This window comes from Paenibacillus sp. CR_12 (assembly GCF_041953985.1).
Classification (GTDB): Bacteria; Bacillota; Bacilli; order Paenibacillales; family Paenibacillaceae; genus Paenibacillus_AQ; species Paenibacillus_AQ lautus_A.
Genome location: NZ_JAVFHO010000001.1, coordinates 253,106 through 277,086 on the forward strand (window position 1 = coordinate 253,106; position 23,981 = coordinate 277,086).

19 protein-coding genes are annotated in these 23,981 nt (G+C 51.2%); 16 read left to right on the top strand and 3 right to left on the bottom strand.

What is annotated here, in order from left to right:
* Positions 1 to 27: 27 nt before the first annotated feature.
* The 8 genes from pdhA (at position 28) to RB297_RS01235 (ending at position 10,794) form a co-directional block, all read left to right on the top strand.
* Positions 28 to 1,095, top strand: coding sequence for a pyruvate dehydrogenase (acetyl-transferring) E1 component subunit alpha (gene pdhA / locus RB297_RS01200; RefSeq protein WP_036665657.1), 1,068 nt, complete (start codon positions 28 to 30; stop codon positions 1,093 to 1,095).
* A gap of 166 nt (positions 1,096 to 1,261) precedes the next feature.
* Entirely contained in the window at positions 1,262 to 2,239 is a 978-nt protein-coding gene (locus RB297_RS01205) for an alpha-ketoacid dehydrogenase subunit beta (RefSeq protein WP_009589183.1), read from the top strand.
* Between the two features lie 29 nt (positions 2,240 to 2,268).
* The gene (locus RB297_RS01210) at positions 2,269 to 3,591 is read left to right on the top strand and encodes a dihydrolipoamide acetyltransferase family protein (protein ID WP_015734700.1); all 1,323 of its coding nucleotides are present in this window, start codon (positions 2,269 to 2,271) and stop codon (positions 3,589 to 3,591) included.
* A 3-nt stretch (positions 3,592 to 3,594) separates the two neighbouring features.
* On the top strand, positions 3,595 to 5,010 hold the full coding sequence (gene lpdA, locus RB297_RS01215; protein ID WP_009589200.1) for a dihydrolipoyl dehydrogenase: 1,416 nt from the start codon (positions 3,595 to 3,597) through the stop codon (positions 5,008 to 5,010).
* A gap of 196 nt (positions 5,011 to 5,206) precedes the next feature.
* A complete protein-coding gene (thyA, locus tag RB297_RS01220; protein WP_375119503.1) occupies positions 5,207 to 6,001 on the top strand; it encodes a thymidylate synthase in 795 nt (264 codons plus the stop codon).
* Positions 6,002 to 6,069: 68 nt separating this feature from the next.
* Positions 6,070 to 6,558 (top strand): dihydrofolate reductase, encoded by a 489-nt coding sequence (locus RB297_RS01225; RefSeq protein WP_375119504.1) that lies wholly within the window; start codon positions 6,070 to 6,072, stop codon positions 6,556 to 6,558.
* A gap of 341 nt (positions 6,559 to 6,899) precedes the next feature.
* Entirely contained in the window at positions 6,900 to 8,387 is a 1,488-nt protein-coding gene (locus tag RB297_RS01230; protein WP_213577923.1) for a glutamate synthase subunit beta, read from the top strand.
* A 115-nt stretch (positions 8,388 to 8,502) separates the two neighbouring features.
* Positions 8,503 to 10,794, top strand: coding sequence for a type IA DNA topoisomerase (locus RB297_RS01235; protein WP_375119505.1), 2,292 nt, complete (start codon positions 8,503 to 8,505; stop codon positions 10,792 to 10,794).
* 73 nt (positions 10,795 to 10,867) lie between these two features.
* Here RB297_RS01235 and RB297_RS01240 read toward each other — a convergent pair whose 3' ends face one another.
* Positions 10,868 to 11,605, bottom strand: coding sequence for an HAD family hydrolase (locus RB297_RS01240; RefSeq protein ID WP_277748628.1), 738 nt, complete (start codon positions 11,603 to 11,605; stop codon positions 10,868 to 10,870).
* Positions 11,606 to 11,621: 16 nt separating this feature from the next.
* Complete coding sequence (locus RB297_RS01245) at positions 11,622 to 12,539, bottom strand: ArsR/SmtB family transcription factor (RefSeq protein WP_015734705.1); 918 nt, start codon at positions 12,537 to 12,539, stop codon at positions 11,622 to 11,624.
* Between the two features lie 129 nt (positions 12,540 to 12,668).
* On the opposite strand from RB297_RS01245, the gene RB297_RS01250 reads away from it, so the two are divergent.
* From RB297_RS01250 to RB297_RS01275, 6 genes are all read left to right on the top strand, one after another.
* On the top strand, positions 12,669 to 13,850 hold the full coding sequence (locus tag RB297_RS01250; RefSeq protein WP_375119506.1) for an MFS transporter: 1,182 nt from the start codon (positions 12,669 to 12,671) through the stop codon (positions 13,848 to 13,850).
* A gap of 83 nt (positions 13,851 to 13,933) precedes the next feature.
* Positions 13,934 to 14,653: a phosphonate ABC transporter ATP-binding protein gene (locus RB297_RS01255; protein ID WP_009589188.1), complete on the top strand. Its 720-nt coding sequence runs from the start codon at positions 13,934 to 13,936 to the stop codon at positions 14,651 to 14,653.
* Positions 14,654 to 14,793: 140 nt separating this feature from the next.
* A complete protein-coding gene (locus RB297_RS01260; RefSeq protein WP_139083827.1) occupies positions 14,794 to 16,038 on the top strand; it encodes a hypothetical protein in 1,245 nt (414 codons plus the stop codon).
* Positions 16,039 to 16,041: 3 nt separating this feature from the next.
* The gene (locus tag RB297_RS01265; protein WP_277748630.1) at positions 16,042 to 16,740 is read left to right on the top strand and encodes a response regulator transcription factor; all 699 of its coding nucleotides are present in this window, start codon (positions 16,042 to 16,044) and stop codon (positions 16,738 to 16,740) included.
* A complete protein-coding gene (locus RB297_RS01270; protein ID WP_096773403.1) occupies positions 16,737 to 18,191 on the top strand; it encodes a sensor histidine kinase in 1,455 nt (484 codons plus the stop codon). Before RB297_RS01265 ends, RB297_RS01270 begins: the two co-directional genes overlap by 4 nt.
* 252 nt (positions 18,192 to 18,443) lie before the next feature.
* On the top strand, positions 18,444 to 18,971 hold the full coding sequence (locus RB297_RS01275; protein WP_375119507.1) for a GNAT family N-acetyltransferase: 528 nt from the start codon (positions 18,444 to 18,446) through the stop codon (positions 18,969 to 18,971).
* A 147-nt stretch (positions 18,972 to 19,118) separates the two neighbouring features.
* Here RB297_RS01275 and RB297_RS01280 read toward each other — a convergent pair whose 3' ends face one another.
* A complete protein-coding gene (locus RB297_RS01280; protein WP_096773405.1) occupies positions 19,119 to 20,333 on the bottom strand; it encodes a glucose-1-phosphate adenylyltransferase in 1,215 nt (404 codons plus the stop codon).
* 223 nt (positions 20,334 to 20,556) lie between these two features.
* Here RB297_RS01280 and glgB point away from each other — a divergent pair, with 223 nt between their 5' ends.
* Positions 20,557 to 22,536 (top strand): 1,4-alpha-glucan branching protein GlgB, encoded by a 1,980-nt coding sequence (glgB, locus tag RB297_RS01285; protein WP_375119778.1) that lies wholly within the window; start codon positions 20,557 to 20,559, stop codon positions 22,534 to 22,536.
* Entirely contained in the window at positions 22,533 to 23,966 is a 1,434-nt protein-coding gene (gene glgA / locus RB297_RS01290) for a glycogen synthase GlgA (protein WP_375119508.1), read from the top strand. The genes glgB and glgA overlap by 4 nt, the downstream gene beginning before the upstream one ends.
* Positions 23,967 to 23,981 lie beyond the last annotated feature (15 nt).

Sequence of the window (23,981 nt, forward strand, 5' to 3'; positions counted from 1 at the left end):
ATTCAAATATTTATTGAGGTGAAAAAAATGACCAAGGTTCCTTATGAAGTATATACCGAGGAAGTAGGTACTCTATCTGTACTTTCCCCGGATGGCAAAATCGTAAACAAAGATCTTCTGCCTGAATTGTCGGACGATCAACTGAAAGAAATTATGTACCGTATGGTATTTACCCGTACTTGGGACGACCGCGCCGTAAACCTCGGCCGTCAAGGACGTCTCGGTTTCTACGCTCCTGTATCCGGTCAAGAAGCTACGATGGTAGGCAGTGAGTTCGCGCTTGAGAAAGACGACTTTATCTGCCCGGGCTACCGCGATATGCCGCAAATCGTATGGCATGGACTTCCGCTCTACCAAGCATTCCTTTATTCCCGCGGACATCAGCATGGCGGACAAATTCCCGAAGGCGTTAACGTATTGATGCCTCAGATCATCATCGGCGCGCAAATCCTGCATGCCATGGGTATCGCGATGGGCTACAAATTGAAGAAGCAAAAACAAGTGGTTATTACGTATACCGGTGACGGCGGCTCTTCCGAGGGCGACTTCTACGAAGGCCTGAACTATGCAGGCGTGTACAAACTGCCGGTCATCTTCTTCGTGCAAAACAACGGCTATGCAATCACGACTCCGTTCTCCAAGCAGACAGCAGCGTTGTCTATCGCGCACAAAGCTGTAGCAGCCGGCATCAAAGGCGTTAAAGTTGACGGCATGGACGTTCTCGCGGTGATCAAAGCGGTTCAGGATGCTGCAGAGCGCGGCCGCAACGGTGAAGGTGCAACGCTGATCGAAGCCGTGACATACCGTTTCCGTCCGCATTCCTTGTCTGACGACGCTACGAAATATCGTACGAAGGAAGAAGAGGGCGAGTGGAACGAGAAGGATCCGATCGCGCGTCTTGCGAAGTACCTGGAAGCCAAAGGCCTCTGGACAGAAGAAGATACAGCTCGCGTGAAAGAAGAAGCGAAAGCGAAAGTCAACGAGCAAATCAAAAAAGCAGAACAAACGGAAAAAATGACGGTACCTGGTTTGATCGACAGCATGTTCGAGCAAACGCCGAAGCATTTGGAAGAACAGAAAGCCGATTTCCAATAAGAGTGACGGGCCGATGATTGTCAAAGGTTGATCCTGGATGATCATCCGGTTTGTCATGGGCGCATCAGGTCTTGTTTTTAAATAACGTTTAACATCGATATATAGCCTTATAAGGCATCACACTGGAAGAACAGTGAACTGTATTTCTTAAGGAGGAAATGAAGCAATGGCACAAATGAACATGAAAGAAGCGATTCGCGACGCCATGCGCGTTGAATTGAGCCGTGACCCTAACGTTGTCATCTTCGGTGAAGACGTAGGTAATGTCGGCGGTGTTTTCCGGGTAACGGAAGGCCTTCAAAAAGAATTCGGGGAAGAGCGCGTATTCGATACGCCGCTGGCAGAGTCCGCTATCGGAGGTTTGGCGGTAGGTCTCGGTATTCAAGGCTTCCGTCCGATCGCTGAAATTCAATTCGTTGGATTTATCTTTGAGGCGCTCGACCAAATCGTCGTTCAAGCAGCGCGTATGCGTTACCGTTCCGGCGGACGCTACAACTCCCCGATCGTGTTCCGTACACCATTCGGCGGCGGGGTAAAAGCGGCTGAGCTGCATACCGACGCACTCGAAGGTTTGATCACACAAACCCCGGGTATTAAAGTTGTAGTACCTTCCAATCCTTATGATGCAAAAGGACTCATGATCGCAGCGATTCGCGACAATGACCCTGTATTCTTCATGGAGCACTTGAACCTGTACCATGCGTTCCGCGCTGAAGTTCCTGAAGGTGATTACACCGTTGAGCTTGGCAAGGCTAACGTGGTTCGCGAAGGAACGGACGTTACGATCATCGCTTACGGCCTGATGGTTCATACTGCTACGAAAGCGGCAGACGAGCTTGAAAAGAACGGAATCAAAGCCGAAATCATCGACCTGCGCACCATTTCTCCAATCGACATCGATACCGTGCTGGCTTCGGTTAAGAAAACCAACCGCGCCATCGTGGTTCAAGAAGCGCAGAAATCTGCCGGCGTAGCCGCAGAAGTCATCGCTCAAATCAACGAGAAAGCGATTCTCCACCTGGAAGCACCGGTGCTTCGCGTTACGCCGCCAGACACCGTGTATCCATTCGCTCAAATCGAGGACACTTGGTTGCCTACTCCGGCGCGTATCGTTGATGCCGTAAATAAAGTATTGAATTTCTAATAGCAGCAATTTCTAGGGAGGTTTTTCAGTTGGCAAAATTCGAATATCGTTTTCCAGAGCTGGGCGAAGGTTTGCATGAAGGTGAAATCATCAAAATGCATATCAAGCCGGGCGACAAAGTAACAGACGACGACATCATCATGGAAGTGCAGAACGACAAGGCGGTCGTAGAAGTTCCTTGTCCCGTGAACGGTACGGTTCAAGAAGTTTTTGCCAAGGACGGTCAAGTATGCCGTGTCGGTGAAGTGGTTGCAATCATCGATGCTGAAGGCGACATTCCTGAGCAAGAGGCTCCTGCCGAAGAGCAGTCCGCTCAAGAAGCCGACGCAGCGAAAGGCAGCGCAGATACGACGTCTTCCCCGGCTCAAGATGCTCCTGCTGACGCTAAACAAGGCGGAAACGGCGAAGCAGCGACGCCTGCAGCACCTAACCGTGAAGTTCTGGCTACGCCAAGCGTGCGCAAATTCGCTCGCGAGCAGGGTGTTGACATCGCACAAGTTCAAGGCTCCGGCAACAACGGAAAAGTGACCCGCGAAGATGTAGAAGCCTTCAAGAACGGTGGCGGCCAAGCAGCAGCAGCTCCGGCTCAAGAAGCTGTTTCCGAGACGAAAGCTGCTCCTGCAGCAGCATCCGCAGCGGTGGACACTCGCGCAGAAGAAGAGCGCGTGCCATTCAAAGGTATCCGCAAAGCGATCTCGAATGCTATGGTTAAATCGGCTTACACGGCTCCTCACGTTACGATCATGGACGAAGTGGACGTAACCGAGCTGGTAGCGTTCCGTACCCGCATGAAACCGATCGCTGAGAAGAAGGGCACGAAAGTTACGTATCTGCCATTCATCGTTAAAGCACTTGTTGCGGCAAGCCGTCAATTCCCTGCTTTGAATGCGATGATCGACGAAGAAGCGAACGAAATCGTGTACAAAAAGTACTACAACATCGGTATCGCCACGGATACAGATAACGGTCTGATCGTACCGGTTATCAAAGATGCGGATCGTAAGAGCATCTGGATGATCGCTGACAGCATCCGTGATCTGGCTGCACGCGGCCGTGAGGGCAAACTGGCTCCTAACGAAATGAAGGGCAGCACGATTTCCATCACGAACATCGGTTCCGCAGGCGGCATGTTCTTTACACCGATCATCAACTTCCCAGAGGTTGCTATCCTCGGTACCGGCCGCATCAGCGAAAAAGCGGTTGTGAAGAACGGCGAGATTGTAGCAGCACCTGTTATGGCATTGTCCTTGAGCTTTGACCACCGTATCATCGACGGCGCAACGGCTCAAAACTTTATGAACTATATTAAACAACTGCTCGCTAACCCTGAGCTGCTTGTTATGGAGGTGTAACTAATGGTAGTTGGAGATGCTTCTTTAGATATTGATACTCTAGTCATTGGTGCTGGTCCTGGTGGTTACGTGGCGGCGATTCGTGCCGCCCAACTGGGTCAAAAGGTTCTGATCGTTGATAAATCGGAACTCGGCGGCGTTTGCTTGAACCGTGGTTGTATTCCTTCCAAGGCTTTGATCGCTGCAGCTCATCAGTTCGAATCCGCGAAGCATGCCGATGCATTCGGTATTTCCGTGGAGAACGTAACCGTTGATTTCGCGAAAACGCAGGAATTCAAAAACGGCGTTGTCAAAAAAATGACCGGCGGCGTAGCTGGTTTGCTGAAAGGCAACAAAGTGGAAGTTTTCAACGGCGAGTGCATGTTCATCAACGAAAACGAAGCGCGTGTATTCAATGATCATGAATCTCCGCGTTACCGCTTCAAGAACTGCATCATTGCTACTGGTTCCCGTCCAATCGAACTGAAGCCATTCCCGTTTGGCGGACGCATCTTGTCTTCCACCGAAGCATTGAACCTGCCTGAAGTACCGAAGAGCATGATTGTCATCGGCGGCGGCTACATCGGTGCCGAGCTGGGTCAAATGTACTCCAAATTCGGTTCCAAAGTAACGATCATCGAAGGTCTGGACAGCGTTCTGGCTGGCTTTGACAAAGACATGACAAGCCTCGTTACCAAGAACATGAAGAAAACCGGCATCGAAATTATCACAGGTGCTAAAGCTGAAAGTGCTGAGCAAAACGATAAAGAAGTTACCGTGAAATACTCCGTGAATGGCGAAACCAAAGAAGTAACAGCTGATTACCTGCTGGTTACGGTTGGCCGTCGTCCGAACACGGACGGAGAGCTTGGTCTGGACCTGATCGGCCTCGACATGGATGAGCGCGGATTCGTGAAAGTCGACCATCAAGGACGCACCAGCATTCCGCATATCTTCGCAATCGGGGATATCGTGTCCGGCCTGGCGCTTGCACACAAAGCTTCCTACGAAGGTAAAGTGGCTGCTGAAGCGATCTCCGGAATGCCGTCCGTCGTGGATTACAAATGTATCCCGGCCGTTGTGTTTACGGATCCTGAATGCTCCAGCGTAGGTTACACCGAAGCTCAAGCGAAGGAAAAAGGCCATAAAGTAAAAGCTGGCAAATTCCCTTACGCAGGCAACGGACGTTCCGTATCCTTGAACCATCCGGAAGGCTTCGTGAAAATCGTGGCCGAAGAGGGAACAGGGCTTATTCTCGGAGCGCAAATCGTGGGTCTGGAAGCTTCCAACCTGATTGCCGAGCTCGGCCTTGCTATTGAAATGGGCGCTACGCTTGAAGATGTAGCTTTGACCATCCATGCGCATCCGACGCTGGGAGAGATCGTTATGGAAGCGGCGGAATTGGTAATGGGTCATCCGATCCACATCATTGCCCGTTAATCCGTAGACGTATTTTCGAGTCATTATATATTCAGCCAGGAGGCAGAGAACGCGCAGGCGGTTTCTGCCTCCTGTTTTTTTATGTAGATATGCCAACGGATACCCGCCCTCTCCGGGCAGGGTTATTTTAAGCATCCCAATCATTCCGTGAACATGGTAGACTGAGGATATGAGATTTTAGTGAGGTGACTATGAGATGAAACAATATTTGGAGCTGCTGCAGGATATACTGGATCATGGCGTAGAGAAGGGAGACCGGACGGGTACGGGAACGTTGTCCGTATTCGGAAGACAGCTGCGTTTTGACCTATCCCAAGGGTTTCCGCTAATGACAACCAAGCGGATTCACCTGAAATCGGTCGTACATGAGCTTTTGTGGTTCTTGAGCGGTGAAACGAATATCCGGTACCTAAAAGAGAACGGCGTGCGGATATGGGACGAATGGGCGGATGAAAACGGGGATTTGGGTCCTGTCTACGGCTCGCAGTGGCGGGCATGGGCAACGCCGGATGGACGCCATATCGATCAGATCGCCAATGTCATCGATTCGATTAAGAATAATCCCGATTCCAGACGACATATCGTCAGTGCCTGGAACGTGGCGGAGATTGATAACATGAAGCTGCCGCCGTGCCATTTTGTATTCCAATTCTACGTGGCGGGCGGGAAGCTTTCCTGTATGCTTACCATGCGCTCGGTGGACAGCTTCCTCGGGCTGCCGTTCAACATTGCCAGTTATGCGCTGCTAACCCATATGGTTGCCCAGCAGTGCGACCTGGAGCCGGGTGAATTCATCTGGTCGGGCGGCGATGTCCATATTTATTCCAACCATATGGAGCAGGTGAGAACGCAGCTTGAACGCGAGCCATATGCGCTGCCGAAGCTGGTGATCAAGCGCAAGCCGGACAGCATTTTTGATTATACGTACGAGGATTTTGAATTTGAGGGTTATCAATACCATCCGACCATTAAGGCGACGGTTGCCGTATAAGTTTAAATTGGGTTATGGAGGCTCCATGCGGTGACATCCATAAGATCAATGGAAGGAGAGACGGTGTAATGATATCGATGATATGGGCAATGGGCAAGGACCAGGTGATCGGGCTGAACGGCACGATGCCGTGGCGCTTGCCGCGGGATATGGCCTTCTTCAAGGAGAAAACCCTCCATAAAACGATCCTGATGGGGCGCAAGACTTGGGATTCCTTTGGCGGCAAGCCGCTGCCTCACCGAAAGAACATCGTGTTGACGAGAGATGAGAGCTTTACGTTGACGGAGGATCAGGGCATCGTGATCCATGACATCGAGAACGCGTTACCCTATTCGAAGAATGAGGAACTGATGGTGATTGGCGGATCGCAGATTTATGAATTGATGCTGCCGAAAGCGGATCGTCTGTACTGCACGTTCATTGACGAGAGTTTTGAAGGGGATACGTACTTTCTCGAAGTGAACTGGGAAGAATGGAAGATCGTCGAAGAAGTTCCCGGCATCACGGATGAAAAAAATCCGTATGCCTACCGTTTCGTTACGTTTGAACGGAAATAAACAGCTCGATGGCACGATTCGGAGGGATAGACTTACCGCCTTCCGTCCATGTTGACAATGCTTTCATAGTAGGATAATACAAATGATCATGCATATAGTCCATTTAACAGGCGAAAAGCGAAATGCTACTATATTTCTAATGTTTATGCAAATGGCTGCTTAAATAGCCGCGAGTAGTGGGGATTCATGCTTTGATAAAAATTTTTTTAGCATAAATAGAAAAAATAAATCAGGCTGAAACCTGTTTCTTGGCTCATCTGACGATAGATGTCGGATGATTTATGATATGATAAATTGTACATGGTAATCAGCATGGATAGAACGGATGGGGGTAAAGCAGTATGTCTACACCAACAGGATTTATGGAATATCAGCGCCAGCTTCCGGCAGACCGGAGCCCGGCTGAACGAGTTAAAGACTGGGAAGAGTTTCATAAACATTTAGAAGAAGATGAGCTCCAGACCCAGGGAGCACGCTGCATGGACTGCGGTACGCCATACTGCCATACAGGAATCGATATGGTCGGCGGCACATCGGGCTGCCCGATCCACAACCTGATCCCGGAATGGAACAATCTTGTATATCGGGGCTTGTGGAGAGAAGCTCTGGAGCGTCTCCACAAAACGAACAATTTCCCTGAGTTTACCGGACGCGTATGTCCAGCGCCTTGCGAGGGTTCTTGTACCGTCGGCTTGATCGGGGAGCCGGTTACGATCAAATCCATCGAGCAGGCGATTATCGACAAAGGCTTTGAAGAAGGCTGGGTCGTTCCGGAGCCGCCCGAGAAGCGCACAGGAAAACGCGTAGCCGTTGTCGGTTCCGGTCCGGCAGGACTGGCGGCAGCAGCACAGCTGAACAAAGCGGGCCATTCCGTCACCGTCTACGAGCGTGCGGACCGCATTGGCGGCTTGTTGACCTACGGGATACCGTCCATGAAGCTGGACAAGGGCATCGTGCAGCGCCGTGTCGATCTGCTCGCGGCGGAAGGCGTCGAATTTGTCGTGAACACCGAGATCGGCAAGGATATTCCCGCCAAGCAGCTGATGGAAGACTATGATGCCGTCGTACTCTGCGGCGGTGCAACAAAGCCGCGCGAATTCAACATTGAGGGCAGTGATCTCAAGGGCATCCATTACGCGATGGATTACCTGAACGGAACGATCAAGAGCCTGCTGGATTCCGGTCTTGAAGACGGCAACTATTTGTCGGCAAAAGACAAGGACGTTATCGTCATCGGCGGCGGCGACACCGGCTCCGACTGCGTGGCCACAGCGCTGCGTCACGGCTGCAGCAGCGTTACCCAGTTTGGTACGCATAAACAGGCTCCGCTGCAGCGCGATCCGATTGCGAACCCTTGGCCGCAATTCCCGAACGTGTATACACTGGATTACGCCCACGAGGAAGCCAAAGCGCTGTTTGGCAACGATCCGCGGGAATTCTCCATCATGACCACGAAATTCGTCGGGGATGATGAAGGGAACCTGAAAGAGCTTCATACCGTTCAAATCGAGCGCATTGTAGATGAAACCGGCCGTAAAGTGTATCAGCCGATTCCGGGTACGGAAAAAGCGTTTCCGGCGCAAATGGCGTTCATCGCGATCGGTTTTGACGGACCGGAGCAGACGCTGGTAGAACAGCTTGGACTTGAAACGGACCGTCGTTCCAATGTTAAAGCGCCGTATGGCAAATATACGACGAATGTGGATAAAGTATTTGCAGCCGGCGACATGCGCCGCGGACAAAGCCTTGTCGTGTGGGCGATCAATGAAGGCCGCGAGGTGGCACGCGAGGTAGACAAATATCTGATGGGCGCGACCGTACTGGTTTAATCCTTCTCCTAAATATGCTATCATGAATATAGTAGTTAAAGGGACTTCGCGAGAGCGAAGTCCTTTTTGGAGTTAGCCTCCGCGCCAGGCTGCTCATCGGGGAGGAGAATGTCATTTGAAAACGTTGGTCATTGCCGAAAAGCCGGATATGGGACGGAATATCGCTGCGGTCATCGAGCCGCGGGCCAAGAACAACCGTACATATCTTGAAGGTGAGCAATACATCATAACTTGGGCTATCGGACATCTGGTTGGGCTGGCGGAGCCGGATGCATATGATCCGAAGTACAAACGCTGGAATTTACGGGACCTGCCTATCATTCCGGAGCAATTCAAAATCATCCCGAATCCGAAAACCAAGGATCAGCTGAAGGTCATTGGAGAGGTAGCCAAGCGCTGCAGCCATATCGTGAATGCCTGCGATGCGGGACGAGAAGGACAATATATTTTCGCACTAATCCAACAACAATTAAAACTGAAACAGCCTGTAAAAAGACTATGGATCTCGGATTTAACGCCGGAAAGCATTGGCCGCGGCTTTGCGGAGCTTAAGGACGGCGTTGAATTCGAGAATTTAACGCAAGCTGCGCGCGCGCGCAGCGAAGCCGATTGGTTGATCGGCATGAATGCGTCGCGCGCCTTTACGACCCGCCATCAGACGTTGCTGTCGGTTGGCCGGGTGCAGACGCCGGTGCTGGCACTGATCTATGACCGGCAGAAGGAGATCGAAGCCTTCGAATCGCAAACGTTCTACGACGTGAAAGCTTTGTTCAAGCAGGATCAGCTGGAGTATGCGGGAACCTGGCAGGGAGAGCGGCTGACCTCGCAGGAGAAAGCAGAGACGATTGCAGCCAAGGTCCATGGAAAGAACGGCACCATCACTAAATATGAAGTGAAGGAAACGAAGGAATACCCGTTCAAATTGTATGATTTGACCCTGCTTCAGCGTGAAGCCAATGCCAAGTACGGTTACTCTGCCAAAAAAACGCTGGATCTTGCGCAAGCGTTATATGAACGCCACAAGGTGATTTCCTATCCGCGTACGAACTCCAACTATGTGAATGAACAGAATATCGAAGGCATGCACAAGGCCCTTCATATGCTCAAATCGACCTCGTATGCATCTATGGCCGCAGGAGCGGATCCGAGCCGGGTGCACGTCAACAACAAAGCGGTATGCAATCCGCAGCGGGTTGAGGATCACCATGCCATTCTGCCGACATTAAAGCGGCCGGGCACGCTCAGCAAGGAAGAGCAGCATATCTACGATCTGGTCATCACCCGGTTTCTGTCGCATTTTTATCCTCCGGCCATGTACAAGCAGCATACGGTGCTCACCGAGGTCGAGGGGGAAACATTCAAGACGGGAATCAAGGAGCTTTTGTCGCTTGGATGGAAGGTGTTGATTGCCCAGGATACGGAGAAGAAGAAATCCAAATCTTCCAAGAAGGGGAAAGAGGACGAGGAAGAGGAGAATCAGGAATGGAACGACCGTTCCTTTGACCTTACGCCCGACAAGCCGGTGCAATGCAAAAAATCCGAAGTGAAGGAAAAGGCTACCCAGCCGCCAAAAAGTTATACGGAAGGCACGCTGCTGAAGGCCATGGAAAGCGCCGGTAAGTCCATTGAGGATGAAGCGCTTCGGGATGCGATGAAGGATAGCGGTCTCGGAACGCCGGCAACCCGGGCAGCCACCATCGAGCGGTTGAAAAAGGTCGGATATATTACGATGCAGGGCAAAAAAATCACCGTAACGCAAAAAGGAAGAACGGCGGTGGAGCTGATCCGGCATGCCGGCGTCGAATTGCTGGCTTCGCCCGAGATGACAGGCCAATGGGAGCGGCGCCTCCACCAGATCTCCAAAGGCGAAGCTTCTGCTGACGTATTCATGCAAAACGTGCAGAAGTTCACCGTTTCGATCATAAACAAGGTATCCTCGCAGCGTCCGGCGCCTTCGTCGCTTTTCGGCGGAGATGAGGACAAGTCCAAAGGAAGAGGGAAGCGAAGCGCGTCTAAAGCGGCCCCAGCCTCGAAAGCGAAGGATGAGCGCACGAGCAAGCCTACTCCGAAATCAGCGCCTGTCGCTTCAAATGAAGCGCCGTCCGTACGATCTCCCTTGGGGCGCTGCCCAAGACCCGGATGTGACGGGCATATTATTGAAGGACGCAAAGGTTACGGCTGCGCCAATTTCAAAACCGGCTGCAGCTATGTCATCTGGAAGGAATTTGCCGGAAAACAAATTTCTCATGCGATGCTGAAATCCTTGCTGCTTCAGGGAAAGACCCAAGTGTTATCCTTTAAGAACGAGGACGGCAGCACGTATAAGGGCAGGCTTGTCCTTGCTGCGGGCGGTAACGGGCAGCTGGCCGTTCAGGCCGTGGACTCCAGTGCGGCCGTAAAATCGTAGGACGTCGAGGGTTACGCCAAAATAACGAGCCGATCCGGGATATTACTCCAGGATCGGCTCGTTGTCCGTTCGATTAAGTTAAATGCTCTTCAATGACTTCCGGCACTTCAGTCAACGCCGAAACGGTATAGAGCACATTATGCGGCTCTTGCTTCAGCTCGACCAGATTATACTGCCACTCGCGCTGCTGCTTGATGTAGATGCTGTTAATGCCTGCCGTCAATGCCGGAACGACATCCGTGCGGAGCGAGTTGCCGATCATCCACGTATTCGAGCGGACGAACGACCCCATGCCGAGAATCTCCTCAAGCGCCGTGATGTTTTTATGCTGGCGGATATAAATCCGGTCTTTAAAATAGTCCGCCAGCTTCATCTGTTCGATTTTTCGCTTCTGTATTCTCGTTTCGCCCCCGGTATAGAGGTGAAGGCAGTGGCCATCCTCTCGAAGCTTCTCCAGCGTTTCGACCATGCCGGGGTAGGCTTCAATCTCCTGCTCGTATACGCTGAGCCCCAACTGGTAGAGAAGCTCCTCTTCCTTAGGCGAGGTATCTCTCCCGTGAATTCGGCCGAAAAAATGGTATGTATCGATTAGGGACTGGGGGAAGTTCGCGCTCGCGAATCCCAGCTTGTCGATGCCGGCTACGTCGATTTCCATTTGCTTGGCTCGGATTTCTTGGGTGGTTACTCCATAAGGCTGAAACCATTCGGTCATCCATTCGAAATAATCGCCGAGAATCAGGTCGAAATACTTGTTGCAATGTATTAATGTATCATCCATGTCGAAGATAATATGCTGAGATGTTTTACTCATGGTACGCTCCTTCATACTAGGAAAGTCGAATGTAAGTCTCCAGGAACATTTGCAGCTCGGCTGCACCATCCGGCCGCAGGCTGAATCTTTCGTTATTTTCGGATTTCAGATGGGAGCGCAGCAGGCCCGCCGCCCTCAAGATCATCAGGTGGTGCATCAATTGCTCGTAGGGCTGTCCCAATTCGGACGCCATTTCGGACACGGCCTTCGGCTCATCCGCAATATATCTCAGCAGACGCAGACGTTCCGGATCCGCGAGAGCCTCGGTCATGCGCAGGAGAACGACGGGCGGCTCATCCTCGTCTTCTTCCGGTATATCAATAGGGTACTGCAGCAGGAGTACATTATCATAGAAGCAATAGGTATTGATCGGACGAAAATGCGTACCCGGGAACAAGACCACGTTTTCTTGCGGCACGTTATCCAGAATGACTCCGCTGGAAGCATATTCGATCAGATTTTCGTCGTCCATTTTCGGAAGCAGCATTCGTTTCTCTTCGGCATCTTCCTCCAGAAGATGGTACAGCTCAGGCTCCACTTCGGAAAAGTAGTGCTCATACCAGAGCTTCATCAACGGTGTGTAGTTTTCTCGAATTCTGGACGTTTCATCCCGCGTGAGGGACGGCAAGTGAGGCTGAAGCAGGCCATGAAGCTCTTCCACCGGGGAAGATTCGATCCAGCCCAGAAAATCAGGGATTTCAAGGTGCTCTCCTCGAAGCATGATCAGGGCGTATAAGACATCGTAATCCGCGAGCGGCCATGAGCGGGCTCCACTGAACTGGACACGTACATGCTGCGGCAAACGCTCATCCATCTCCGTTATCAGCTGTTTTCCAATATCCAGGTTATCGGTCCATTTCCTTGTTGCATATATCATGAAGCTGCCCAGCAGCTCATAAACCATGGATACATCGATACTAACTTTATATTTCATGAACGGATACCCTCCCAATTGATGGCATTGTTATTATTATGGCTTGTATCGATTGGGCTTGTCCACTATAATGTTCATTTGGCTGTTTAAATTCATCGTTTTTTCATATTAGAGGAGGACTATATTTCAGTGACAGAAGCTGTTACCCCCCGTCAAGGGAGAACTCATTATTTTATTTTAATTGCCGTCGTGGTTGCGGCTGGTTTAAGCCAGGGACTGCTATTGCCGGTGCTGGCTATTTTTTTGGAACGGATGGGCATCTCATCCTCCATGAACGGATTGAACGCGGCTGCTTTATATGTAGGCTCATTTGCCATGACGCTGGTTGCGGAACGGCTTCTCGGCTGGGTCGGTTTCAAAAAACTGATCGTATCGGGTCTCGTGCTGGTGATGCTGTCGCTGGTCGCTTTCCCGTTGATTCCGAGCGTAGCCGTCTGGTTTGTGCTGCGGGTGCTTGTGGGCATCGGCGATAGCGCGCTGCATTATGCCGCCCAGCTGTGGGTGCTGATGATGTCAACCGTGAAGAACCGGGGGCGGAGCATTTCCTTTTACGGCATGTCCTACGGTCTGGGATTTAGTATAGGGCCGCTCGGCATTCCTCTTCTGAAATACGGCGAAGCGGTACCGTTTCTGATTCTGGCTGTGCTGTTCTTGTTCATTCTGCTGGTCGTTCTGTACAAACTTCCGAATTTGAAGCCGGAAAAAAGCGAGCAAGGAGAGCAGCAGCCGGCCGGCCGCTATCTCAAGAGCTACCGGCTGGCCTGGTTTGCCTTGATTCCCGCATTTTTATACGGATACATGGAAGCGGGGATTAACAGCAATTTCCCGGTCTATGGGTTAAGAAGCGGGTTCACTTTAGGCGAAATTTCGACATTGCTGCCCTTTGTCGGCATCGGCGGACTCCTGCTGCAGCTTCCCCTTGGCATCTGGAGCGATAAATTCGGACGCAAGCGGGTGCTGACGATCGCGGGGATCGTGGGAGGCTGCAGTTTCCTGCTGATTCCGGTAGCCGGAACGAATTTCTGGGCAACCTTACTATTACTGACGGTGGCCGGCGGCTTGGTCGGTTCTTTCTTCTCCCTCGGTCTGGCTTATGCCGCGGACATCCTTCCCAGGGTGCTGCTGCCGGCGGCCAACGTCGTGGCTTCCTTCCATTTCAATGCCGGCAGTATCGCAGGGCCGAATGCGGGCGGCGCTATCATGGAAACCGGGTGGAACGGGGGAATCTTCGTTTTGCTCGGCGGCTTGTATATTGTGTTTGCGTGCACGGGTTTATGGTTCAAAGGCAACAGCGTTTCATCCGATAAATAGAAACATGCGTTCTCATGGCAATTGCTTTCGCTTTCTTCTAAACTAGAGAGTAGGAATATGCACTTGACGGGAGAGACGATAACATGATTAAAGTGGATCGGCTGAAGAAAACGATGGGTCCTGAACGTACACCGGTGTTAAAGGATATCACATTTCAGATGGAACACGGGGAAATGATCGGTCTGATCGGTGCGAGCGGAAGCGGAAAAAGTTTGCTGATGAGCTGTCTGTCGATGCAGCAAAAATGGGACGGCGGCAAGCTGACGATTGACGGCGAAGATATGATGAATCCCGCCGGAAAACGAAGAATTCGACGGGAATGGGCTTATCTCGAGCAGAATCCTTCCCTAAACGTAAATCGAACGGCGCTTAAGAATGTATTGATCGGACAATCCAGCCAAACGCCGCTGTGGCGGATGGTTACCGGGATGGTCCGGTCTGATGATTATATGGGAGCCATGGATACGATCGAGCACCTGGGTTTGCTGGACAAGGCAAAACGCAAGGCCGGCGAGCTGAGCGGCGGCGAGAAGCAGCGGATTGCCATTGCCCGGGCGCTCGTTCACGGCGCTAAGGTGATTTTGGCGGACGAGCCTGTCACGGGACTCGATCCGGCCTCTGCCGAGCATGTTTTGAAGACGCTAAAAACCTTGTGCGAGGAAGAGCGTCTGACGGTATTTACCGTCATCCCGCTTGAGCTTGCGGAGAAATACTGCACCCGAATCATGGGGCTGTCGGGCGGCCAGCTGGTAGTGGATGTGACCGGAAGACGTTTAACCCATGGCGAGAAGTCAAGACTGTAATTATTGATCACTTGACGCAAGGCGAAAGCATAGAAATGAGTTGATACTTATTGAAATATAGAGTGATGCAAGCCCTCTTGGCCGGCTTGTTACTATTTATCATAAGCGGCTGTACCTTTATCCAGGATCCGGTGTCTTTAATGAAGCGACCGGATCTGCCGACGGACAAAGCGACGCTGAACGGCGCCATCCAGTCCGCGCTCCAGAAGATCAAACTGGACAACGGCGCTATCATTCGGCCGCGAAGCGACGTCGACAGCAGTTCGATCCGAATTCATGACCTGGACAATGACGGCGTTATGGAAGCCGTCGTCTTCTATCAGACGCCGGATGAAGAGGTGAAAATCCACGGCATGATCATGCAGCAGCAGGGTGATACCTGGGTGAAGAGCCTCGATTTCGACGGAGAAGGGACGGTTTTGGAGTCATTTGATTTCGTTGATTTTACGAACGACGGCAAGGTTGACATCGTAGCCGGTTTCTCCCGCGGAGAAGAGAATCTTCAGAACCTGCTGGCCGTGTATTCATTCTCCGGGGATTCGCTCGAAAAAATCCCGGCTTTGCCGTATACGCACTTCAATATCGGAGACATGAACGGCGACAAGGTCAAGGATATTACGGTGGTATACCTCCAGCAGAAAGAGCTCTCGTATATCAGCACCTATCAATACGACAAATTCGAGGATGCTTTCGTTGAGCTGAACAAACTGGATTTGGGACCAAATATCGAAAGTTATTACAATGTTGTCGCAGGTAAAGTGGCCAAAAACAAAGAAGGTATCATCTTGGATGCTTCGGTCGTGTCCAACTCTTCCTATTCCAAGCTCATTATCATGGAGGACAACAAGTTTATTGACGTGCTCCAGGATGAACTGCTTACTTACAAGGAACTGCCGGTTGAGAGCGAGGACGTGAACGATGACGGTATTTTAGAGTTTGGTGTGCTTACTAGGCCAAGCGGCTGGGAAGATCGGCTGATCCTGGACGAAATCCCGTTCTTCACCACGTACTTCCAGTGGGACGGAGAGGTGCGGGAGAGCAACGAAGTAGAAGGGCTTCAATTCGTGCTCCAAAGATACTACGATATGAATAATCGCTTCTATCTGGATTTTCCGCCGGATATGTACAATAAAATTACCATTACGCCGGAATCCAACAAAAATGCTTATTTGAACTTTGTCATGACCGACACGGGAGAGTCCGTCGCGGAAATCAAGTTTTTCTCCACGGCCCAGTGGGGGAAAGCCGAATCCGATTGGGAGATCTTGGTGAAGGAGAAAAACCGCGTCATCGCTTATCGAAGCCATGGCGATCTGAAATTGAGTAAAAAAGATAAAAAGCCAAGCAGCAACAATGTGGCTCCTATCGAAAGAAAGGGGAACTAGACCTTGAGTAAAGTGCTCATATTAGAAGATGAAGAATCCATTCGCAGTTTTATCGTAATTAATCTGAAACGGAACGGCTTTGATGTGCTGGAGACCGAGAACGGCAATGAGGCCCTTCGCTTGCTGCAAACGACGCCAGACATCGATATCGCCTTGCTCGACGTCATGGTTCCGGGAATCGACGGCTTTGAAGTATGCCGCAGAATCCGGGAAACGAACGAGCGGATCGGCATTATTTTCCTGACGGCAAAAGTTCAAGAGCAGGACAAAGTGTATGCCCTATCCGTCGGAGCGGATGACCACGTAAGCAAACCGTTCAGCCCGACGGAACTGATCGCCCGGCTGCAATCCCTTCTGCGCAGGGTGAACGTTCAGCGTGCGGGTGCCGCCAAGGTATCCTTCCAATCGGGTCCGTTCACGCTGGATCTGATTTCCAAGCAATTCAAGAAGAACGGGCAGCCGGTGGAGCTGACGCCTACGGAATTCTCGCTGGTCCAGTTCTTCCTGGAAAAAGAAAACACGCCGCTTAGCCGTGATGTGCTGCTTGATCACGTATGGGGCAAAGAATATATGGGCGATCCCAAAATCGTGGACGTGAACATTCGGAGACTTCGCCAAAAAATCGAAGGCAATCCTTCCGAGCCGGAATACCTCCAGACGGTATGGGGACACGGCTATAAATGGAAGGGTCAGGGACAATGATCATCAAAAAAGGCATTCGGCGGCAAATCGTGCTGCACTACTTCCTGGTAGTGTTCATCGCCTTGCTGCTGATTGAGGTTATTTTTCTAATCGCATTACGATCGTATTATTACGATACGGTGTACAACCATATGGTGAACCATATCCGTACCGCCAACGATTTCTATCAGCCCTTTCGACTGACCTCGTCGGACAACGTCAATCAGCTGAGCGAAATGGTTCGCCATTTTGAACTGTATAATACGGAGCTTCAAATTTTGAACCCGGCTGGGCAAGTACTCTCAACTTCGACCGGCTTCGAAATAGAGCAGACCATCAAGACCAGCGATGTCACCCAAGCGCTTGCAGGCAATACGAGCCGTTGGATCGGCAAACAGCAAGGCACGGGCCAGATCGTGATGGCGGTGTCCCAGTCCGTTTCGAACGGTTTTGAAAATACGTATATTCTCCGTTACGTGACTTCGCTGGAATACGTAAACGACAAGCTGATGAAAATGACGCTGTTTGCCGTCAGCATCGGGGCGGCCGTTCTGGCGATCGTGCTTGCTTTCAGCATCGGGCTGGCCAATTCCATCGTAAAGCCGCTCAACAACATTACCACGGTGTCCGCTCAGATGGCCAAAGGCAAGTTCAACGTGCGGATCAAGGGCGACTACAAATACGAGCTTGGCGAGCTTTCGTCGACCTTGAATTACATGGCGCAGGAGATTGTGCGAAGCAATCAGGTGAAGGATGACTTTATCTCCTCGATCTCGCATGAGCTGCGAACGCCGCTCACAAGCATCAAAGGCTGGAGCGAAACGCTTGACTCCGGCGGCTACGATCCGGAAGAAACGAAAATCGGAATGCAGATCATCTCCAAGGAAACCGACCGGTTGATCGGCCTTGTCGAAGAGCTTCTGGATTTCTCCAAGCTCCAGCAGAATGAGATGAAGCTGGTGAAGGGCATCGTGAATTTACGGGAGCTGCTGCAAGAGATCATGCTCAATCTGTGGACGAAAGCCGAGAAGAAGGGCGTTCAGATCAAACTGGAGTCCGACGAGAAGCCGATTATCTATGGGGACGTCAACCGCTTGAAGCAGGTATTCCTGAATATCGTGGATAACGCGGTTAAATTCTCGCATGAGAACGGGGTAATCAACCTGTCCTTCACGATGGAAGAGAAGTTTGTTATCGTTACCGTACAAGATCACGGGATCGGCATCTCGGACGAGCATCTTCGGCGGGTAAAGGATCGGTTCTTCCAGGTGAATCCACTTAACGGGGGAACGGGACTTGGATTAGCGATCACGCAGCAGCTCGTTGAGCTTCACGGGGGCACGATGGAAATGGAAAGCGAGCTCGGGCACGGAACAGCCGTGATCGTCAAGCTGCCGCTGCCTGAGGGGAAAATACCGATGGCCGGCGGGTTGGAGAACGGTGAGGAGGACGCAGCCGGGCCGATGGCCTAAGCTTTGCCGGCAATCCGGCAAAGCTTTTCTCAACTTTACACCCGCAAAGTATTTGGACTAAGGATCGAAGCATAGTCTCCACTTTGTGGGGTATTGTTTTTGGGTCCCCCGCAAAGTAATTGGAATAAAGCTCGAAGCATAGTCTCCACTTTGTGGGGGATTGTTTTGGGGTCCCCGCAAAGTAATTGGAATATGCATCGGAGCACAGGCTCCACTTTGTGGGGTATTTTTATAGAGGAGGGGAGTACAGGAGTGGAATCCGCAGCAATGTTTTCAACGGAGCAGGGGCGGTTTGAACTACGAAGGGCAGAAGCCGTGCACGCAGGAGAGATGCTTGCGCTTCTAACGGAGGCGGCCGAGGTGATGGAGCAGCAAGGGCGCAGGCAGTGGAGTCCCTCGCTTTTTTCCCTGGACCTAATGACACAGTACCTGGAAGAGCGTGAAGTATTCATCCTGTGGCATGAAGATAAGGCGTCCGGCATGTTTACGCTGCAGTACGGGGACCCTGACTACTGGGGAAAGCGGGACGATCCGTCCTACGGTTACTTGCATCGTCTGACCGTACGCTTCGCTTATCGGGGGCTGGGTCTTGGGAACAAAATGATTTCCTTTGCGGAATCGTATTTGGTTTCCAAAGGGAAACGGGGCTTTCGATTGGATTGCGTATCCCATTTGCCAACGCTGAATCGATTTTACCAGCGTCAGGGATTTCAATTCGTGGCCGAGCAGGATATGGGCGGTCGCATCGTGAATTTATATGAAAAGAATTTTGTTTCTTGATCTTAAAGTTTCGAACCTCCGTCGCATGCGCTTAGACAAAGTCAGCAGGGCACGATACATGAGAAAAAGCGATCCGCTACGGATCGCTTTTTTGTGTTAATGGCCTGAAAGAAATTCTCAGGGCTCTATTCTGTTCATGACATTCGTTCAGGATGAAGAGACATTTGCACGCAAGCGTCCTTTTTCGTATACATCCTGAAGGAGCCGGGCCGGCTGGGTACGAACCGTTGGTTTCGGAAGCACCGTCTCGTATGGTCCTACGACCACGACATTGCCGGGAGCCCCTTTCACAACGGCTCCGTCCTTGATCACTGCACCTTCCCCGATGATGGCGTGCTCGATATGGACGCCTTTGCCGATTTTGGCATTCGGCATGACCACGCTATCCTTCACGATGGAGTATTTGCCGATTTCTGATCCGCAGAAGATGACGGAGCTTTTGGCTTTTCCTTCGAAGGTGCATTGGTCATGAATCAGGCAGTCCGTATGCTCCACATTTCGGGTCCGTGCTGCCGACAGCTTGGTTTTCCAAGCACGCGTATACATAGGCCAGTCGGCTCTCTCAAGGACGAGCTCATTTTGGCTAAGCACATCCATATGGGCTTCCCAGAGGCTTTCTACGGTGCCGACATCGCGCCAGTAGCCCTGGAAGCGGAATGCTAGCAGCGACTCTTCTCCGGACAGCATCTTAGGGATGACATCCTTTCCGAAATCATGGCTGGAGTTCGGGTCAGACGCATCTTCGATCAGGTGCTGCTTCAGATAGTCCCAACGGAACAAATAAATGCCCATGGAGGCAAGATTGCTTTGCGGTTCTGCCGGTTTTTCGGCAAATTCAATGATATTGAGATTATCGTCAACGCTCATGACGCCAAATCGGCTGGCGTCTTCCCATGGTACTTCCATCACGGAGATCGTGGCAGGAGCCCCTTGCTTCATATGGGCTTCAAGCATTTCCCGGTAATCCATCTGGTAAATATGGTCCCCGGACAAGATGAGCACATGCTCTGGATTTTGATCATCGATGTATTGAATGTTTTTATAAATGGCATCTGCCGTTCCCAAGTACCCGTCTTGGTGTGTGCTGTTGGATGGAAGAAGGGCAATGCCTTCACGTCCTGTATGTGTTAATCCCCAGGGTTCGCCTTCGCCGATATGTTCGTGTAATGATTCTGCCTCATATTGCGTAAGCACTCCAACCGTATCGATTCCGGAGTTTACACAATTGCTGAGAGGAAAATCGATTATACGATAATGTCCGCCAAACGGAACGGCGGGTTTTGCCAGCCTGGACGTAAGGGGAGCCAATCGTTTACCTTCTCCACCCGCCAGAAGCATAGCAATACAGTCTTTTTTCTTCATCACGTTTCCCTCCCAATGTATTTTCACGTTGTTCATTACATAAACGACATTCCCGGGGTTTGAAACGATTATATTGAAAAAGTAATTTGAAAATTACAAAATTATTTTTCAGGGACATTTTTTATTTTCAACCTGGTTAGAATGGGGTAATAGCATTAATAATATTGCATTTTTAAGAAAAAGCAGGTGACGACGATTGAACCAAGCAGTTAGGGAAGGAAACATGACTCCGGAACAAGTGTATTTATTTCATGAGGGTACCTGGTTTCACAGTTACCAATGTATGGGTGCACACCTTGCCACAGAAGAAGGAGAAAGAGGCGTGCGTTTTACGGTGTGGGCTCCGAATGCCAGGCAGGTAGGACTTGCCGGAGACTGGAACGGCTGGGATGGTTCCCAAGACCCGTTATATAGGATGCCCGATTCGGGAATTTGGAGTCGGTTTTTCCCTGGGATGGAGACTGGAACTTTTTACAAATATCAGATCACGGGGCCCTTCGGAGAAACGTTCCTAAAGGCCGATCCTTATGCATTTCATGCCGAAGTACGACCTGCGACGGCATCGGTGGTGACCGACCTCTCAGGATATCGCTGGAATGATGCCGCATGGAGAAGGAAGAACAAATCCCCATATGCCAAGCCGGTAAACATTTATGAAATGCACTTCGGAACCTGGCGGCAAAAAGAGGACGGTTCGTTCTTTACATATCGGGAATTGGCCGATCAGCTGATTCCTTATTTGCAGGAAATGAGTTATACCCACGTAGAATTTATGCCCTTGGCGGAGCATCCCTACGATCTTTCGTGGGGCTATCAGGGCACCGGATTTTATGCGCTGACGAGCAGATACGGAACTCCCCATGATTTCATGTTTCTCGTCGACCAGCTGCACCAAGCCGGCATCGGCGTGCTGCTCGACTGGGTGCCCGCACATTTTGCCAAGGATGCCCACGGGCTTCGGCAGTTTGACGGGGCGCCTCTTTATGAGTACGCAGACCCCCAAAAAGCCGAGAAACCGGGCTGGGGAACATTGTCTTTCGATTATGCCAAGCCGGAGGTAATTTCATTCCTCATCTCCAATGCCTTATTTTGGATGGATATGTATCATATTGATGGTCTTCGCGTTGATGCCGTGACGAGCATGATCCGTCTTGATTTTGAGAAGCGTGAGGGTCAGTACAGCCTTAACGAGCACGGAGGCTTGGAAAACCTTGAGGCGATATCCTTTCTGCAAGAATTGAATAAAGCCGTGTTTCGATATTACCCGAATGCCTTGATGATGGCCGAGGAGTCGAGCGCATGGGCGGGGGTTACGGCACCTGTGCATGAAGGGGGTCTTGGCTTCAATTACAAATGGAATATGGGCTGGATGAACGACACGCTGTCTTATATTGAACAAGAGTTCGATCAGCGGCCTACCCATCATAATTTACTGACATTTCCCATTTGTTATGCCTATTCGGAGAATTTTACATTGCCGCTTTCACACGATGAAGTCGTCCATGGAAAGAAATCGCTGCTTAATAAAATGCCGGGAAGCTATGAACAAAAGTTTGCGGGACTGCGGATTTTGCTTGGATACCAGATCACCCAGCCCGGGAAGAATCTGCTGTTCATGGGGGGAGAGTTCGGCCAGTTTATCGAATGGAAGGATCAGGAGCAGCTCGACTGGCTGCTGCTGGACTATGAAAGCCACCGCAAGCAGTTGGCATATACGGCAGCTCTAAACCGCATGTACGTGGATGAAAAGGCGCTATGGGAGCAGGATCACCGATGGGAAGGCTTCGAATGGCTCAGCGCCGATGATCATGAGCAGAGTGTCGTATCGTATATGAGAATGGGCACCAAGCCCGGCGATACGCTGATCATCGTCATTAATTTTCAGCCAAAGGCATATGACCAATATCGGGTCGGTTTGCCGAGAGCGGGGAAATATGTGGAAATTCTGAATTCCGATCATGCCGATTACGGCGGCTCCGGACTGCTGAACGACGGTGAGATGAAAGCGGAGAAGAAGACCTGGCATGGCCAAACCTACAGCCTGGAGATCAAGCTGCCTCCATTAGGCATGGTTGTTTTAAAGAAAAAGCCGCCTCGATCGAGGAAATCGCAAGATCGATCGGACGCGTCGCTGAAGGCGGCAGCGGCAAGAGAGAAAACAGAACAAAAAACGAAACGGAGCAAAAGGGGGAAGCAGGATTGAAATTGTTATTTGCAGCTTCGGAATGCGGACCATACATCAAGACAGGCGGACTGGCGGATGTGATCGCTGCTTTGCCTAAATCCCTTCGCGGCATGGGCGAGGATATTCGAGTCGTGCTGCCGAAATATCGCGGCATTCCGGAAGAATACAGAGAGCGAATGGAGCATGTGGGAGAAACCCGGGTGCGGGTAGGCTGGCGCGAGCAATATTGCGGCATCGAGTCCCTGGTGGAAGACGGCGTAACGATCTATTTCGTGGATAACGAGTACTATTTTGGCCGAGACGGCATTTATGGTTACATGGACGATGGCGAACGCTTCTCTTTCTTCAACCGTGCCGTGCTTGAGGTGCTGCCGGTTATCGGATTCCAGCCGGATGTGCTTCACTGTCACGACTGGCATACCGCCATGATCCCGCTGCTTCTTGAAGACGTCTATCGTCATGATCCCTTCTATGCGGGGATTCGAACCGTGTTCACGATCCATAATCTGCTGTATCAGGGCGTATACCCGTACGAGGTGCTGGTTGATCTGCTCGGCATTCACAGCCGGCATTTCACGGCCGAAGGCGTGGAGTATTACGGAAACGTGAATTTCATGAAAGCGGGCATCGTATACGCAGATCACGTAACGACGGTCAGCCCAACCTATGCCACGGAAATCCAGACGGGTTATTACGGATACGGACTTGACGGACTTCTGTCGGCCCAGGGCTCGAGATTGAGCGGGATTGTGAACGGCATTGATACCAAAAGCTACAATCCGGCGACAGATCCGCATCTCGCCATGAAGTTCCGGAGCGGACTGAACAAAAAAACGCAGAACAAAATCGCCTTACAGGAAGAGCTGAATCTTCCCGTGGCGCCGCATATTCCGTTGATGTCGATGGTAACGCGATTGGTCGATTCGAAAGGACTCGATTTGGTTATCCGCATTCTGGATGAGCTGCTCTACTATGACGAGATTCAGTTCGTTGTCCTGGGAACGGGAGATCCTTCCTATGAGCATTGGTTCAGGGAAGCGGCAAATCGCTATCCCACCAAAATGTCGGCCCAGATCCGGTTCAATGAGCCGTTATCACGGCGTTTTTATGCCGGCAGCGACCTGTTCCTGATGCCTTCCAAATTCGAACCGTGCGGCATCAGCCAGCTGATCGCCATGCGGTACGGCAGCGTACCCATTGTCCGAGAAACGGGCGGACTGAACGATACGGTTCAGGCATACAACGAGTATACGGGCGAAGGGAACGGCTTCTCCTTCAAGGATTACAATGCGCATGACATGATGAACACCATCCGCCGCGCGACCTCCATGTATCGAATGCCCGAGCACTGGCGTAAAGTGAGCAAGAACGCACTGGGCGGGGATTACAGCTGGAACGTTTCGGCAAAGGAATATCAGGAAATCTATCAACAGATCACCAGCTCATAATAACCATGGCTTTCA